Annotated in this window: 13 protein-coding genes; 2 read left to right on the top strand and 11 right to left on the bottom strand. The window is 66.4% G+C overall.

Features of this window, described 5'->3' with window-relative positions; all coding sequences use genetic code 11:
• From T31B1_RS07185 to leuC, 7 genes are all read right to left on the bottom strand, one after another.
• Positions 1–630: a phosphoribosylanthranilate isomerase gene (locus T31B1_RS07185; protein WP_353248816.1), complete on the bottom strand. Its 630-nt coding sequence runs from the start codon at positions 628–630 to the stop codon at positions 1–3.
• Positions 631–674: 44 nt separating this feature from the next.
• Positions 675–1,454 (bottom strand): tRNA pseudouridine(38-40) synthase TruA, encoded by a 780-nt coding sequence (gene truA, locus T31B1_RS07180; RefSeq protein ID WP_353249589.1) that lies wholly within the window; start codon positions 1,452–1,454, stop codon positions 675–677.
• Positions 1,455–1,487: 33 nt separating this feature from the next.
• A complete protein-coding gene (locus T31B1_RS07175) occupies positions 1,488–3,971 on the bottom strand; it encodes a FimV/HubP family polar landmark protein (protein WP_353248815.1) in 2,484 nt (827 codons plus the stop codon).
• Positions 3,972–4,156: 185 nt separating this feature from the next.
• On the bottom strand, positions 4,157–5,233 hold the full coding sequence (gene leuB, locus T31B1_RS07170; RefSeq protein ID WP_353248814.1) for a 3-isopropylmalate dehydrogenase: 1,077 nt from the start codon (positions 5,231–5,233) through the stop codon (positions 4,157–4,159).
• Between the two features lie 49 nt (positions 5,234–5,282).
• A complete protein-coding gene (gene leuD, locus T31B1_RS07165) occupies positions 5,283–5,927 on the bottom strand; it encodes a 3-isopropylmalate dehydratase small subunit (protein ID WP_353248813.1) in 645 nt (214 codons plus the stop codon).
• A 36-nt stretch (positions 5,928–5,963) separates the two neighbouring features.
• The gene (locus tag T31B1_RS07160) at positions 5,964–6,779 is read right to left on the bottom strand and encodes a class I SAM-dependent methyltransferase (protein WP_353248812.1); all 816 of its coding nucleotides are present in this window, start codon (positions 6,777–6,779) and stop codon (positions 5,964–5,966) included.
• Positions 6,776–8,188, bottom strand: coding sequence for a 3-isopropylmalate dehydratase large subunit (gene leuC / locus T31B1_RS07155; protein WP_353249588.1), 1,413 nt, complete (start codon positions 8,186–8,188; stop codon positions 6,776–6,778). Before leuC ends, T31B1_RS07160 begins: the two co-directional genes overlap by 4 nt.
• A gap of 104 nt (positions 8,189–8,292) precedes the next feature.
• Between leuC and T31B1_RS07150 the strand changes: the two genes are divergently transcribed.
• On the top strand, positions 8,293–9,177 hold the full coding sequence (locus T31B1_RS07150; protein WP_353248811.1) for a LysR family transcriptional regulator: 885 nt from the start codon (positions 8,293–8,295) through the stop codon (positions 9,175–9,177).
• Positions 9,178–9,207: 30 nt separating this feature from the next.
• Here T31B1_RS07150 and T31B1_RS07145 read toward each other — a convergent pair whose 3' ends face one another.
• The 3 genes from T31B1_RS07145 to prmB form a co-directional block, all read right to left on the bottom strand.
• Positions 9,208–10,644, bottom strand: coding sequence for a nuclear transport factor 2 family protein (locus tag T31B1_RS07145; RefSeq protein ID WP_353248810.1), 1,437 nt, complete (start codon positions 10,642–10,644; stop codon positions 9,208–9,210).
• 66 nt (positions 10,645–10,710) lie between these two features.
• The gene (gene aroC / locus T31B1_RS07140; RefSeq protein ID WP_353248809.1) at positions 10,711–11,811 is read right to left on the bottom strand and encodes a chorismate synthase; all 1,101 of its coding nucleotides are present in this window, start codon (positions 11,809–11,811) and stop codon (positions 10,711–10,713) included.
• 40 nt (positions 11,812–11,851) lie between these two features.
• On the bottom strand, positions 11,852–12,802 hold the full coding sequence (prmB, locus tag T31B1_RS07135) for a 50S ribosomal protein L3 N(5)-glutamine methyltransferase (RefSeq protein WP_353248808.1): 951 nt from the start codon (positions 12,800–12,802) through the stop codon (positions 11,852–11,854).
• A 274-nt stretch (positions 12,803–13,076) separates the two neighbouring features.
• On the opposite strand from prmB, the gene asd reads away from it, so the two are divergent.
• Entirely contained in the window at positions 13,077–13,973 is an 897-nt protein-coding gene (gene asd, locus T31B1_RS07130; protein WP_353248807.1) for an archaetidylserine decarboxylase, read from the top strand.
• Between the two features lie 14 nt (positions 13,974–13,987).
• On the opposite strand, the gene epmA is transcribed toward asd, so the two are convergent.
• A complete protein-coding gene (gene epmA, locus T31B1_RS07125; RefSeq protein ID WP_353248806.1) occupies positions 13,988–14,938 on the bottom strand; it encodes an EF-P lysine aminoacylase EpmA in 951 nt (316 codons plus the stop codon).
• Positions 14,939–14,957 lie beyond the last annotated feature (19 nt).

Below are 14,957 nucleotides of genomic sequence, written 5' to 3'. Positions count from 1 at the left end.
TCATCCTGTGGTGTTGTACACGGCGCGGACGAAGTCCTGCATGCGCTGTGCGTCCTTGATCCCCGGGGCGCTCTCCACCCCGCTGCTGGTATCCACGGCATACGGGGCGAACCGCCGGATGGCGTCACCTACATTATCCACGTTGAGACCGCCGGCGACCACGATCGGCCGGTCCGGCAGGTCGTGGCGCGTGTGCCAATCGAAGGTCTCGCCTCGGCCACCCGCCTGGCCTGCGCGATTGGCGTCCAGCAACAGACCCTGGGCATCGTCGTAGGCTCGTGCCCACTGCCCCGGGTCGATATCCGGCTCGCCCATCGGAACCGACTTGAGATACGGCAAGCCGAAGCGGCGACAGAAGGCCGCGCTTTCATGGCCGTGGAACTGAAGCGCATCCAGACGCAGCGCCTCGACAACGCGCGTCACCTCGTCTGCCGAGGCATCGAGAAACAACGCGACCCGCGCTACGAACGGCGGCAGCGCAGCGGCAATATCGCGGGCCTGTTCGATGCTCACCGCCCGCGAACTGGCCGGATAGAACACAAGCCCCACGGCGTCGGCGCCCGCACGTGCCGCTGCCAGCCCATCCTCGGGCCGTGTCACACCGCAGATTTTCACGCGTACACGCTGCATGGTCGGACTCGTTGCCGGGCCAGTGAACGAATCAATCGTTCAGTTTACCAGCCGTGACGCTCAAGCGCCGGCTGGGGGAGCACGAACCGGGGCGGATAATGCACCCGCCGCAGTGACAGCCCCTGGGCCGGTGCCGTCATGCCCGCCTGCGTCCGATCGCCCTCGGCCAGCCGATCGGCCAGCCACTGATCGTCGTGTTGCCCGCGACCGATAGGCAGCAGGCTGCCGACGATATTACGCACCATGTGGTGCAAGAACGCATTGGCTCGGACATCCAGACGCAGCCAGTCGCCGTGGCGAACGACCGATATCGCCTGCAGGTCTCGCCACGGCGTCTTGGCCTGACAGGCGGCCGCACGGAACGCGCTGAAGTCGTGATACCCGACCAGCTGCTGTGCCGCTGCGTGCATCGCCTCGGCGTCCAGTCGTACGTGGGAGTGATAGGCCCGATTCCGCCAGAGCGCCGATGGCGCCGTGCGATCGAGGATCCAGTACCGATATTCACGCGCCACCGCCCCGAACCGGGCGTGAAAGCTCTCATCGACCGGCTCGACCCATTGCACCGCGATGTCGTCGGGCAGATAACGGTTGGTCCCCAGCAGCCAGGCACGCTGTCGGCGTACCGCCTGGGTATCGAAGTGCACGATCTGCCCCTGGGCGTGCACACCCGCATCGGTGCGCCCGCTGCATACCGTACGGATCGGGGCATCGGCCAGGCGGCTCAACGCCGTCTCGAGCGTGTCCTGGACACTGGCCGCGTGCGGCTGACTCTGCCAGCCGTGATAGCCGGAGCCGTCATATTCGATACAGGCCGCCCAGCGCACGTCAGCCGCGCCGTCCATCGGGATGCCGGCCGATCAAAGCGTATCCAGCAACTGGCGGGCCGTGGCTTTCTGCGACTCACTGCCTTCGGCGAGCGCTTCTTCAAGCAGCTCGCGTGCCGAGCCGGCGTCTTCCATATCGATATACATGCGCGCTAGATCGAGCCGGATATCCACCGAGTCGGCATCTGTCTCCGTCTGGTTCGACGACTCCGCGTCGCCCAGGTCGAACTCGCTCGTGTCGATGGGCGCAACCGAGGTCGGCGGCTCCGACGAAGTCAGGTCGTCTCGTCCGACGGATTCGAGATCGGCGCTGTAGTCCGAGGTATCCAGCTCGAACGGCATGCCGCGCTCGTCGCCCAGATCATGACGGCGCTCGCCGCCGGGGGGCGCCGGCTGTGGCTTCCATTCGTAGCCATCGTCCAGATCCAGCGACAGGCCGTGCTCGTCCGCCACCGCAGCTGCCGGGCGGTCGTCGATCGTTCCTGGTGACGTTCCCGGTGCCGCCGTATCGGGCGACACAGCGGTAACCGGCGTACCCACAGGCGCGCCGGGCTCAGCGGCGGGCAGGTCCAGCGCATCGCCCGGTGCAGACGATTCCCGATGGTCGACCTCGTCGGACACATCGCGTCCGACCATTGGCGCCGGCGAATCGGGCGCCACCGGCGCCGGGTTTGCTGGGCCCACCGGCTCGGGCGCCGGCCGTGCGGGCGTGGCCACGGAAGCGACAGGCTCGCCGGGCTCTACAGGTTCGGACCGATATGTGCCCGGATGCACCGGCTGGCTGGCAAAACGGGCATCGTGTGGCAACAGGAGCCGGCCCATTGCAGCCACGCCTGCCCAGCGCACGCCGTTATCGGCCAGCGCAGCGCCAAAGCGATCCACATCGCGATCGAAACGAGCGGCATCGCCCGCCAGATAGTCCAACTCCAGCAGTTTGTCCTGCAGAGCCGCATCCTCCGGATGGCTGGCCAGCCCCTCTTCCAGGGTTGCCAGTGCCGCGCCGAACTGACCGAGCTTCATCTGGCGGTCGGCATCCTGTAGGCGTACCGAGGGCGCGATACCACGGCGACCGGTCTCCGGCTCGGCCACAGAGCCGAGCGCGTCGGGCGTCTCGAGCGACGGATCGTTCGGCGATGCCGCCCCCGCGGTCGTGCCGGAGGTCGCGTGCTCGGCCGGTGTGTCCGATGGCTCATCGAAGTCCAGCGGTACCGGTCGGTATTCACGTCGACGCCGCCACAACAGCAGCAGTACCAGCAGCAGTAGCGAGATACCAAGCAGTACCAGGTTGACCGGGCGCAGCAAGCCATTGTCGCCGGCCGCGGCCACATCCGCCCCGGCGGCCGACAGGGGTTGGGATGCGCCCGCCCCTGTCGCATCGCTAGCCATCGATTGTTCCGAGGTGACGGCCGGCGCCGGCGTTGCCGACTCGGCTTGCGACGACGAATCCCCGGCCGCCGTTGTGGCCGCGATCACCGTGTCGGGCGAGGCAGCGACCGGAGCGGTGTCGTCGGCGGTGGTAGCGGCCGGGGCGGCTGCGACCGCCGTGTCATCGAACGCCGGCATCACCAGCCGACCGAAGGCCGGCTCATTGTTGGCCGGGCTCGACCCGGCCGGCGTGCGCGGCGGCTCCAGACGCAGCGTGGCATCGGTACTGGTCGTCGGTGGCGGCGGCTCGACGGCATCGCGCGCGCTGCTCGTGCGGGCTACCGTTGTGGCGGCCTGGCCGCTGGAGTCGTCGGCCGACGGCGATTCGCGCGCTGCGCGAATCGCGGCACGCGCGGCATCCGGATCGATCGCGGCGATGCGCTCGGCCGGCGGCACCTTCAACATCGCCCCGCGCAGCAGCATGTCCATGCTGCCGCTGAACGCCTGGGGATTATCGCGATACAGCGCGAGTTGACGCTGGGCCTGACTGGTACCGGGTCGGGCAATACGCTCGGCGATACTGAACAGCGTCTCGCCGCGCCGCACAGGCCCGTAGCGGTCGGAATCGATGGCGGCGGTGTTGGTCCGGCTGGGCGACGGCGCGCTCGCCGGCGGCGTCGACGACCGGCGCGGTGCACTGCGCTCGCTGACGGCCGGCGCTGGGTCGGAACGCCCCACGGGCGGCGGCCGGCGACCCGGCGGATCCAGTAGTGCCGTGTACTCGCGCAGTGCCTTGCCCTGACTGGTTCGCGCTTCAATCAGAAAGCGCAGAAAGGGCTCGCGAACCGTGCGCCGCGTACTCAGGTGTACGGTGACCCGCCCGGAGGAATCGTGTGTGGTGCGGATACGCAGATCGTCTGCCAGCGAAGACCGCTCGATACCGAATCGCTCGAACATGTCGGAGCTGGCGACATCCACGGCCAGCGACGCCTGCTCCTCCGCCGATAAAGACACGAGATCGAAACTCGCCTCGAGCGGCTCGTTGAGCGCCGACTGGACACGCAGACTACCGAACCCGAGCGCGAAACCCAGCCCGGCGTGCAGCCCGAGCGCGAGCAGTGCGCCTGCACCCAGCCACCGCCTGATCGTCATTCTCGATATGCGCACTGTGCGGCCTTATCCCCCGGCTGCATAAGCAGATTTCGACATGCTAGCACTGACCGCGGCCGCGAGGACGCCCTACGTGACGATTTACGTCACCTAAGACGGCTCCACGGCGACCGCTGTGGCCATCCCGCTTGCCGGTATTCCGGTTGCGGGCGAAAGAGGATCGAGCCTCAGCGCAGCATATCGACGATGGCCCCCCCCATCTCCTGGGTGCTGGCGATCTGGGTTTCGTCGTCCATGATGTCGCGCGTGCGCAACCCCCGATCGAGCGCGTAACCCACTGCATTCTCCACCTTGTCCGCGAGATCGCCGCGGTCGAGGGTATAGCGCAGCATCATTGCAACCGACAGGATCGTTGCCAGCGGATTGGCCACGCCCTGGCCTGCGATATCCGGTGCGCTGCCGTGTACCGGTTCATACAGCCCCTTGCCGTTGGCATCCATCGACGCCGACGGCAGCATGCCGATCGAACCCGTGAGCATCGCGGCTGCATCCGAAAGGATGTCGCCGAACAGGTTGCCGGTCACCACCGTATCGAACTGCTTGGGCGCGCGCACCAGCTGCATGGCGGCGTTGTCCACATACATATGGGTCAGTTCCACGTCAGGATAATCGCCGCCGATCTCGTTCATGACGTCGCGCCAAAGCTGGGAGACATCCAGCACGTTGGCCTTGTCGACGCTGCACAGCCGGCCCCCGCGGGCGCGGGCGATATCGAATGCGGCGCGCCCGATGCGTTCGATCTCGGCGTCGTCGTAGCGCATCGTGTTGAACGCTTCACGCCGGCCATTGGCGTTGGTGTGGGTGCCGCTGGGTTTGCCGAAATAAATGCCGCCGGTCAGTTCGCGCACGATCATGATATCCAGCCCGGCCACGATCTCCCGCTTGAGGGCCGACACGTGTGCGAGTTGCGGATACAGAATGGCCGGGCGCAGATTGGCGAACAGGCCCAGCTCGGCCCGTAGGCGCAGCAGACCGGACTCCGGGCGCTTGTCGCGCGGCTGGTCGTCCCAGGCCGGCCCGCCGATAGCGCCGAAAAGCACGGCATCGGCCGAGCGCGCGGCAGCCAGCGAGCCTTCGGGCAGCGGATCCCCGTGGGCATCGATGGCAGCACCACCGACCAGGGCCTCGTCGAGTTCGATATCCAGGCCATGGTCGGTCGCCAGTGCGTCCAGCACGCGCACAGCCTCTCGACATATCTCCGGACCCACTCCATCGCCCGGCATGACCAGGATCTTTGCGCTCATCGACGTCTCTCGGTTTGGTACAAGATTGATTCAGCTGCTCAACGATGCCTTACAAGTCACGAAAAAGCCACGGTTTTTCCTGAGCGCGCTTGGCTTCGAACGCACGGATCTCGTCGGCGTGCTGAAGCGTTAGGCCGATATCGTCCAGCCCTTCGAGCAGATTCTTGCGGCGATAGGCATCGATATCGAAACCGAACTCGCGCCCGTCGGGCAGCCCGATCTTCTGTTCGACCAGGTCCACCCGTGCAGTCAGGCCTTGGTCACGATCTGCAGCCGAGAACAATTCGTCGACGTTTTCTGACGGCAGAACAATCGGAAGGACGCCGTTCTTGAAGCAGTTGTTGTAGAAGATATCGGCGTAGCTCGGCGCGATCACGCAGCGGATACCGAAATCCTCCAGCGCCCAGACCGCATGCTCACGTGACGAGCCGCAGCCGAAGTTCTCCCGCGCCAGCAGTATGCTGGCATTGCGATAGGGCGCCTGGTTGAGCAGAAACTCCGGGTTCTCGCGCCGATCGCTGATCGGCGTATCAAGGTCCCCGGCGTCCAGGTACCGCCAGTCATCGAACAGATGCGGCCCGAAGCCGGTCCGCCGGATCGATTTCAAGAACTGTTTCGGGATGATGGCGTCGGTATCGACATTGGCCCGGTTAAGTGGCGCCACGATGCCGTCGTGAACGGTGAATGCCTGCATGTTCTGACTCGCTCTGGTGGTCGTACGGTCGTGCAATCAGTCGTCGGACATGACCGGCCTGCGCGCACGAAAGCGCAGCCGGACATAGGGCGCGGTCCAGCGGCCGTCTTCGCCGCGCAACATCGGGGCCAGGCGCTCGCGCACCGCGGCCACATAGCCCGGACGCGCGTCGTCCGGCTCGACGGCGTGAACGAACGGCCGCGCCAGTGTCTCGATCCAGGCCGTGATATCTCCGGGTAGCGGCGTGGGTCGTTCGAAACATTCATGGGCCTCCACGACGAATCCGGCCGCCCGCAGCCGGGCCAGATAATCGGCTTCGCTGGGAAAGAACCACGGGTCGACCGCGTCGGCATCCAGACCGCGCGCCTGGAGCTCGGCACGCAGCGCCTGTCTGATCGGACCACAGTTGCCCTGCGCACCAAATTCGGCGACGAAACGCCCGCCGGGCACGAGCCGGTCGAACACGCCCTGGATCACGGCATCCGGCGCACGGTTCATCCAGTGGAGTGCGGCATTCGAGAACACCGCGTCGAACCGCCCGTCCACGCCGTCGACACGATCCAGCGCCTGGCCGTCACCGACGACCGCGGTCAGCCCGCGGCGACCCGCAGCGGCGACGAACGCCGGGCTGGCGTCCACGCCCAGGACGTGTGCGCCGCGCGCCGCGATCGCCAGGCCCAGTTCGCCGTCGCCGCAGCCGAGATCCAGAATGCGCTCGCCGGCGGCCGGCTCGAGCCAGTCAACGAGCGAACCGGCCAGGTCGGCGACAAAGCGGGCATTGGCAGCATAGTCATCGGCGTTCCAGCCGCCGGTCGTATCGGCGGTCGGCGCTTCGGGCCCCGCGGAGCTCATTGCGTGACGTCCAGTTCGCGGATATCGACGAAATGGCCGTGGACCGCGGCCGCCGCCGCCATCGCCGGGCTGACCAGATGGGTTCGCCCGCCCTTGCCCTGGCGACCTTCGAAGTTGCGGTTGGACGTCGATGCACAGCGCTCGCCGGGCAACAGGTTGTCGTCGTTCATGCCCAGGCACATCGAACAGCCGGCGTCTCGCCACTCGAACCCGGCGTCCTTGAAGATAATGTCCAGACCCTCTTTTTCCGCCTGCGCTTTGACCAGACCGGAACCCGGCACGATCATCGCCAGCTGAATGTTGGGCGCGATCTGTCGCCCTTCGACATACCGGGCGGCCACGCGCAGATCCTCGATCCGAGCGTTGGTACAGGACCCGATGAAGATCTTGTCGAGCATGACCTCGGTGATCGGCACGCCGGCGGTCAGGCCCATGTATTCGAGCGCAGCGGCCCAGCCCTTGGCCTGGGTGTCGCTGGCGGCCTGAGCCGGTGCCGGTATCCGTGCAGTCACCGGCGCGACCATCTCCGGCGACGTGCCCCAGGTCACCTGCGGCGCGATCTCGGCGGCGTCGAGCACCACCACGCGGTCGTACTCGGCATCTTCATCGGACACCAGCGTCCGCCAGTACGCCTCGGCGGTATCCCACTGGTCGTCGTTCGGCGCATAGGTGCGGCCGCGCATGTAGTCGATGGTGGTATCGTCGACTGCGACCATGCCGGCGCGCGCGCCGGCTTCGATCGACATGTTGCAGATGGTCATGCGGCCTTCCATCGACAGGGCACGGACCGCTTCACCGCCATACTCGATGACATAGCCGGTACCACCCGCGGTGCCGATCTTGCCGATGATCGCCAGCATGATGTCCTTGGCCGAGATGCCCGGAGCGGCCCGGCCGTCGACCCGCACCAGCATCGTCTTCGAGCGCGCCTGGGGCAGCGTCTGGGTGGCAAGAACGTGTTCGACCTCGGAGGTGCCGATACCGAAAGCCAGCGAGCCGAAGGCGCCGTGCGTAGCCGTATGGGAGTCGCCACAGACGATGGTCATGCCCGGCTGGGTGGCCCCCTGCTCCGGACCGATGATATGGACGATGCCCTGGCGCGGATCGCCCATGCCGAACAGACGGATGCCATACTCGTTGCAGTTGATCTGCAGTGCCTCGACCTGGGCACGCGAAATCGAGTCGGCGATCCCGCCGTCGCGGTTGACCGTCGGCACGTTGTGGTCTGGCACGGCGAGATTGGCATTCACGCGCCATACGCCGCGATCAGCCAGCTTCAGCCCTTCGAAGGCCTGCGGCGAGGTGACCTCGTGAACCATGTGCCGATCGATATACAGCAGCGCACTGCCGCCTTCATCGCGCACCAGATGTTCGTTGTAGATCTTTTCGTAGAGTGTCGCGCCCATGATCCGCTCCTGACAGTGGCGAAGACCGCAAAGCCTAAAGCGCGTCCAGTAATTACTCAAATGAATGTTTTGGATATATTCTAAAACTTTCCTTCATGAGTTCAGCCATGCAAACCGACGCCATTCGTGCATTCGTGGCTATCTGCGATCTCGGTTCCTTTCAGGCTGCGGCCGATACCCTGCATTTGAGCCAGCCGGCCATCAGCAAGCGTCTGGCTACTCTCGAGCAACGCCTGGGCCATGCGCTGTTCGACCGGGTCGGCCGTGGCGTAGCACTCACCGAGGCCGGCCGAGCCTACTTGCCGCACGCACGCGAACTACTGGCCGTGCTCGCCGACGGTCAGCGCGCGCTGGACAATCTGGGCGGCAAGGTGGCCGGCCCGCTCCGGTTGGCGCTGTCGCATCACGTGGGCCTGCACCGCATGCCGGATATCCTGCGTGCCTACATACGGCATTACCCGCAGGTGTCGCCCGAAGTCGTGTTCCTCGATTCGGAGGCGGCCTGTCGGCGCGTGGCCAACGGCGAGCTGGAAATCGCGGTGATCACTCTGCCGACGGTCGCCGACCCCCAGCTGGTCGAAACGCATATCTGGGACGATCCGATGCGTGTGTTCGCCGCGCACGAACACCCGCTGGCACGCTCGTCGCCCGTCGGCGCGGCAGCGCTGGCCGAGCACCCTGCCGTGCTCCCGCCCACGGAGAGCTATACCTATGGCATCGTCGTGGCCGCCTTAGCCCGGCTCGGGGTGACGGTGACGCCCCGCATGACCAGCCATTACCTGGAAACACTGCAGATGCTGGCCGCCACCGGTATCGGATGGACCGTACTGCCGGCGTCCATGCACCACGAAGAACTCGTTCCCGTGGAGGTCCGCGGCCTGGCGCTGACTCGCCGACTGGGCGTGATCCGTCACCCCCAGCGCAGCCTGTCGAACGCGGCGGGCGCACTGCTGACCATGCTGATCGACGAGCGCGACGCCGACCGCGGCTAGCGCCCTACCGGGCGGCTCTGCTGGGTGCGTCTATCCTTCGCGCACGATTCGCCAGCCGCCGTCCTCCTGGACCAGCGTAACTCGCTTGCGCTCACGATCCTCGTGGCCGTCGGACTGGTAATGCTGGTTGAAGGTGGCCAGCGCACGGTCGCCGTCGAGCACGCTCACGTCCAGGTCGCTGATTTCCACCCGAATCCATGCCGGGGTCCGCACGGCCGCCCGCCGAGTCTGGACCCAATCGACGCGGCTGACGCCTTCGCTCGGCTGGTAGTTATCGCTATAGGCGTTGAGATAGGCCTGCAGGTTCTGGCTCGACCAGGCTTGAGCCCAGGCCTGCAGGGATCGACGTACCGCGCCGCGGGTCGCCTCGGCCTGACTGGCGGCCTGCATCCGCGCCGGGTCCGACCCCTGTGCACGGGCGGCATCGGACTCGTTGCCCGGCGTCTGCGCCGGTATCGCCGCCGAGCCACTTCCGTGCTCGGCCGGCGCGGTGAAGTCCACGGCACTCGCCTTGCCTTCCCGCAGGATCCGCCAACCATCGTCGCTTCGACGCATGAGCAGCGCCTTGACCTCGTGATCCTGATACGTGTTCGAGCGATAACGCTGATCGAATCGTACGAGCGCCTGATCGCCCCGCGTTTCGACTCGGATATCGTCGAGCGTGACCTGAATACGCGAGGGTGCGGTAAGTCGCTGTCTGCGTTCGCTGGCCCACGCCGAACGGCTGGCTCCGTCATCCGGCACGAAGCGGTCGCTGTACATGGCCAGATACGCGTCGACGTTCTGGGCCGACCAGGCCGAGGCCCAGCGCTGCAACGCGGCCTTCGGTCCATTGTCATCCGCGGCGGCGGTCGATTCAGCGTTTTCGGACACGCCCGCCACCGCTGGCGGGCTCGCCGCGGTACGCCGAGTGCCTGTCGACTGCGATGTCTCGCTCGCGTCCTGCCCGCTACCGATGAACGCCGCCAGCTGCTGGCTCTTGGCCCGCGCGATGGCGTTGTCGGTTTCGAGTTCGCCGGCGCGCCGATAGGCATTGCGGGCCAGTGCAACATAGATATCGCCCAGATTCTCCTGAGCCGGTCCGTGCTCGGGATCAGTCTGCGTGGCACGCTGAAGCGCGTCGCGCGCGCCGGTTAGATCGCCGTTGCGGGCACGCAGCACACCGAGGTTGTTCCATGCCTCGGCCATGTCCGGGTCGTCCTTGACCAGCGCATTGAACACCGTCAGCGCGCCTTTGGTATCGCCGCTGCGTGCCAGTGCCAGCCCTTTCAGAAAACGCGCTTCGACGTTGTCGGGCGTCTGGGCGAGCACATCATTCAGCTGCGTGATCGCCGCGGGATAGTCGTTGGCCGACATGGCCTGGCGAGCCGATTGCACATCCGCGTGCGCGCCCCCGCAGACGAATATCCCTGTTGCCAGCGCCCATGCGGCGCGGCGGCGCCCGCGATTCGCCAAAAACTTCGACATGGCTGCCAGTTCCCCCTGTACCGTCCTGTACTTATCGGCCGGTCGCGCCCAGCTCTTGAGCGCCGATCATTGCCTTTGCGCTGCAATCGGTGCAAGCCCGCTGGCGACATCGGCATTCTGCCCGCGCTGGCGCAGCGCGTGATCGAGCAGTGTCAGCGCCAACATGGCCTCGGCAATGGGTGTCGCCCGCAGACCCACACAGGGGTCGTGGCGGCCGGTGGTACGCATCTGCGCCGCCTGGCCAGCGGTATCGATCGTATCGCCCGGAATCGTGATGCTGGACGTCGGCTTGAGCGCCATGCTCGCCCGTATGGTCTGGCCGCTGGAGATGCCGCCCTGGACGCCGCCGGAATGGTTGCTTACGAAACCCTCGGGCGACATTTCGTCGCGATGCTCGGAGCCGCGCTGGGTGACCACGCCGAAGCCGTCGCCGATCTCCACGCCTTTGACTGCATTGATGCTCATCAGCGCCTTGGCGATATCGGCATCGAGCCGATCGAAGACGGGCTCTCCCCAGCCCGGCGGCACGCCGGTCGCGATCACCTCGACACGCGCGCCGATCGAGTCGCCGTCACGACGCAGCGCGTTGATGTAGTCCTCGAGCTCACCCACCCGTTCGGGCTCGGCACAGAAAAACGCATTGTGGTTGGCCGCTTCGAGATCGGTACAGGCCAACCGGATCGGCCCCATCTGTGACAGATACCCTTGAATGCGCACACCGAAGCACTCCGACAGCACCTTGCGCGCGATCGCACCGGCGGCAACGCGCGTGGCCGTCTCGCGGGCCGACGAGCGGCCGCCGCCGCGATAGTCGCGTACGCCGTACTTCTGCAGATAGGCGTAGTCGGCGTGATTGGGCCGAAAGACGTCCTTGATCTTGGAGTAGTCGCGCGAGCGCTGATCGGTGTTTTCGATGATCAACCCGATCGGCGTACCGGTGGTCACACCCTCGAACACGCCGGAGACGATTCGCGCCTCGTCGGCCTCGCGCCGCTGGGTAACATAGCGCGACGTCCCCGGCTTGCGCCGATCCAGGTCGGCCTGCAGATCGGATTCGTCGATCGCAATGCCCGGCGGGCAACCGTCGATGACGCAGCCGATGGCCGGGCCGTGGCTTTCACCGAATGTGGTGACCGTGAACAGCTGGCCCCAGGTATTGCCGGCCATGGTCAGTACTCCTTGTGATGGGAACGAAACGATCGATGCATCAGAACGCCTCGTCGTGCTGTGCCGCCGCCCAGGCGGTCAGATCCTCGGCTTCGATGACGCCTACACCCAGACCGCCGCGGGCCAGGTCCACCCAGGTGATCGGCAGATCGGGGTAACGCGCTTCCAGCGCAAACGCGCTGTAGCCGACTTCCAGCACGAGCAAGCCATCTTCGGCCAGATAGCGCGGCGCATCGAACAGGATTCGGCTGACCAGCAGCAGGTCGTCGGCGTCGCCATGGAAGGCAAAGCCGGGCTCATGGTGATATTCCGGCGCCAGGCCCGACCATTCGTCGTGGCTGACATACGGCGGATTGGTCACGATCAGATCGAAGCGCTCGTCGGCCAGGCCGTCGAACAGATCCGCTTCGACATATTCGACCTGGGGGCCGATATCGTGTTTTTCGCTGTTGATCGCGGCGACCGCGAGCGCGTCGGAACTGGCGTCGGTGGCCACGACACGCGCTTCCGGAAACGCCATCGCACAGGCGATCGCGATCGCCCCGCTGCCGGTACACAGATCCAGGATCTGCAACGGCTCGCGGTGACCAAGCCACGGCTGAAAACCGGTTTCGATCAACTCGGCAATAGGCGATCGCGGTACGATCACGCGCTCGTCGACATGGAACTCGATTCCGGCGAACCAGCACTTGCGGGTCAGATAGGCCGCCGGCAGACGGGTCTCGATACGCTTGCGGATGACCTCGATCACCGCGAGCCGCTCGGGCTCGGTGAGCGTGGCGTACAGATACAGATCCGGCAGCGTGGCATCCAGACCGAGCGTATCGAGCACGAGGTGGGCCGCTTCATCCACGGCGTTGTCGCTGCCGTGACCGAAGGCCAGCCCGGCGGCGTTGAAGCGCGACGCCCCCCAGCGCACGTAATCGAGTACCCGCGTCAGCGTGGCCGCTATCCGAGGGTCGTCTGAAGTATCTGCGTCGCGTTGACTCATAGCCACCATGCAGCGGCACGGGTGTGCCGTATCGTTTGTAAATCGAACCAAAACCGGCCTGGCGATCCGTCGGCAGCGGCACGGCTTGCTTGCCGAATATCGTGCCCGCTTCGACAGGCCCGGCCGTGGGTGTTCGCGCCGAGCCGGCCTGGCGACCATGCGCCGGAACGAAAATCGCCCCGACAGCCAGCGTAGGATAAACCACGCACGCTTTGCGTGGGCGCGTGGCGACGCTACGCTGCGCAACCTGTCTCCCACAAGCTCCACCGAATCCATGGCCGCGACCCCCCGGGCGAGTTTTTCCGATCGTGTTCTGACCACCCTGCTTTCGCTGCTGCCCACCCGGGCGATCTCGCGCGCCGCACACGGTCTGGCCAACTCACGTATTCCGTGGCTACGGCGCGCCATGATCGGAGGATTTCTCAAACTCTATCCGGCCATCGACATGCGCGAGGCCGCCGAGCCCGACCCCGACCGTTACGACAGTTTCAACGCCTTTTTCACCCGCGCCCTGGCTGCCGATGCACGCCCGTTGCCCGAGGATCGCGAACAGGTGATCTCACCCGTCGACGGCGTGCTGGGCAGCTTTGGCGAAGCACACAGCGGCCAGATCTGCCAGACAAAGGGCATGAGCTACGATCTGCGCGCCCTCGTCGGGCCCGACGAGGCCTGGTCGGCGGCGTTTCTGGGTGGCAGCTATGCCACGTTCTATCTCGCGCCGGCCAACTACCACCGGGTGCATATGCCCGTCGATGGCTGCGTGCGCGATATGCGCTACCTGCCCGGGCGCCTGTTCGGTGTCAATCCGATGTGCGTCCGATCGGTTCCGCGTCTGTTCACGCGCAATGAACGCCTGGTCACATTGTTCGATACCGCCGTTGGCCCGATGGCGTTGATCATGGTCGGCGCCTTCATCGTCGGCGGGATTCATACCCGCTGGGCAGGCCAGATCTGCCCGCCCCATCGGCGCATCGGCCATACCGAAGGTTATGCCGATACGACCGTCGAGCAGGCCTACTATCGCCGCGGCGCGGAAATGGGCCGCTTTTCGATCGGCTCGAGCGTGATCCTGCTGTTCGGTCCGGGCGCGCTGGCATGGCAGGAAAAGCTGACGGCCGGTCAGCCGGTCAAACTCGGCGAAGCCGTGGCACGGCTGGGCACCGGCGCCTGACGCGCAGCCTGCGCTCAGCGCTGTGCCCAGGCGAAGGGCATCACCTCAGCGACGTTGTCTCGCTCGAGCATCAGCGCCAGCAGACGATCGACACCGAGCGCGACGCCCCCACAGGCGGGCAGCCCCGCGCGCATCGCCGCCAGCAGACGCTCGTCGCGCGGTTGGGCGGGTCTGTCTGCAGCCGCCCGTGCCGCGATCTCGCGATCCATACGCGTGCTGGCCTGGGATGCGTCGAGGAGCTCTTGCGCACCGTTGGCCAGTTCCACGCCCCGCCAGACGCACTCGAAGCGCGCGGCTGCACCGGGTTCGTCGGAATCGTGTTCGACCAGTACGGCATCGGCTGCCGGAAAGCCGGCCACACAGACCGGGCCATCGTGGCCGAGCGTTGGCTGTACGACCAGGCTCATCAGCAGATCCAGCCAGTAGACCCGATCCTCGTCGCCGGCCGGCGGTACCGGCGCCACGCCCCGCTCGATCGCCGCCCGAGCCAGTGCCCGCGTCGAGGCCTTCCACGGATCGAGCCCGATACAGGCTTCGAATGCGGCGCGATAGCGCAGCCGCGGCGCACAGGCGACGCCGGCGATACGGGCGATCAGGGTCTCGGTCTCGGCAATCATCGTCGACAGATCGGCGCCCGGCCGATACCACTCGAGCATCGAGAATTCGGGATTGTGCCAACGGCCCACCTCGCCGGCCCGGAACACGTGGCTCAGCTGGTAGATCGGGCCCATGCCGGCCGCGAGCAGCCGTTTCAAACCGTGCTCGGGCGATGGCTGGAGAAAGCCCGCCTGACCGACCGCCAGGCAGTCGAGCGCACGTTCACTGGGCGCGGCGCGGCCGATATGGGCGCTGTCGATCTCGCACAGCCCGGCCGCGTCCATGAACGCGCGCAGATCGGCCAGAAGCGCCGCGCGTCGACGCAGCACAGCGGGCGTCGCCGACGGCCGCCAGTCCGGAGGATTCATCGCGCGGTCGAGGGCCGCG

The sequence above is a fragment of the Salinisphaera sp. T31B1 genome, from assembly GCF_040361275.1.
Lineage (GTDB): Bacteria > Pseudomonadota > Gammaproteobacteria > Nevskiales > Salinisphaeraceae > Salinisphaera.
Note: the sequence above shows the minus strand (reverse complement) of the source record. Positions and strands in the feature narration are given on the sequence as shown.

Excerpts from the sequence above, each read along its gene's own strand:
- leuD (WP_353248813.1), bottom strand. The coding sequence starts at position 5,927 with ATGCAGGCATTCACCGTTCACGACGGCATCGTGGCGCCACTTAACCGG.
- leuB (WP_353248814.1), bottom strand. The coding sequence starts at position 5,233 with ATGAGCGCAAAGATCCTGGTCATGCCGGGCGATGGAGTGGGTCCGGAG.
- T31B1_RS07145 (WP_353248810.1), bottom strand. The coding sequence starts at position 10,644 with ATGTCGAAGTTTTTGGCGAATCGCGGGCGCCGCCGCGCCGCATGGGCG.
- prmB (WP_353248808.1), bottom strand. The coding sequence starts at position 12,802 with ATGAGTCAACGCGACGCAGATACTTCAGACGACCCTCGGATAGCGGCC.
- T31B1_RS07150 (WP_353248811.1), top strand. The coding sequence starts at position 8,293 with ATGCAAACCGACGCCATTCGTGCATTCGTGGCTATCTGCGATCTCGGT.
- T31B1_RS07160 (WP_353248812.1), bottom strand. The coding sequence starts at position 6,779 with ATGAGCTCCGCGGGGCCCGAAGCGCCGACCGCCGATACGACCGGCGGC.
- epmA (WP_353248806.1), bottom strand. The coding sequence starts at position 14,938 with ATGAATCCTCCGGACTGGCGGCCGTCGGCGACGCCCGCTGTGCTGCGT.
- aroC (WP_353248809.1), bottom strand. The coding sequence starts at position 11,811 with ATGGCCGGCAATACCTGGGGCCAGCTGTTCACGGTCACCACATTCGGT.
- asd (WP_353248807.1), top strand. The coding sequence starts at position 13,077 with ATGGCCGCGACCCCCCGGGCGAGTTTTTCCGATCGTGTTCTGACCACC.
- T31B1_RS07175 (WP_353248815.1), bottom strand. The coding sequence starts at position 3,971 with ATGACGATCAGGCGGTGGCTGGGTGCAGGCGCACTGCTCGCGCTCGGG.
- T31B1_RS07185 (WP_353248816.1), bottom strand. The coding sequence starts at position 630 with ATGCAGCGTGTACGCGTGAAAATCTGCGGTGTGACACGGCCCGAGGAT.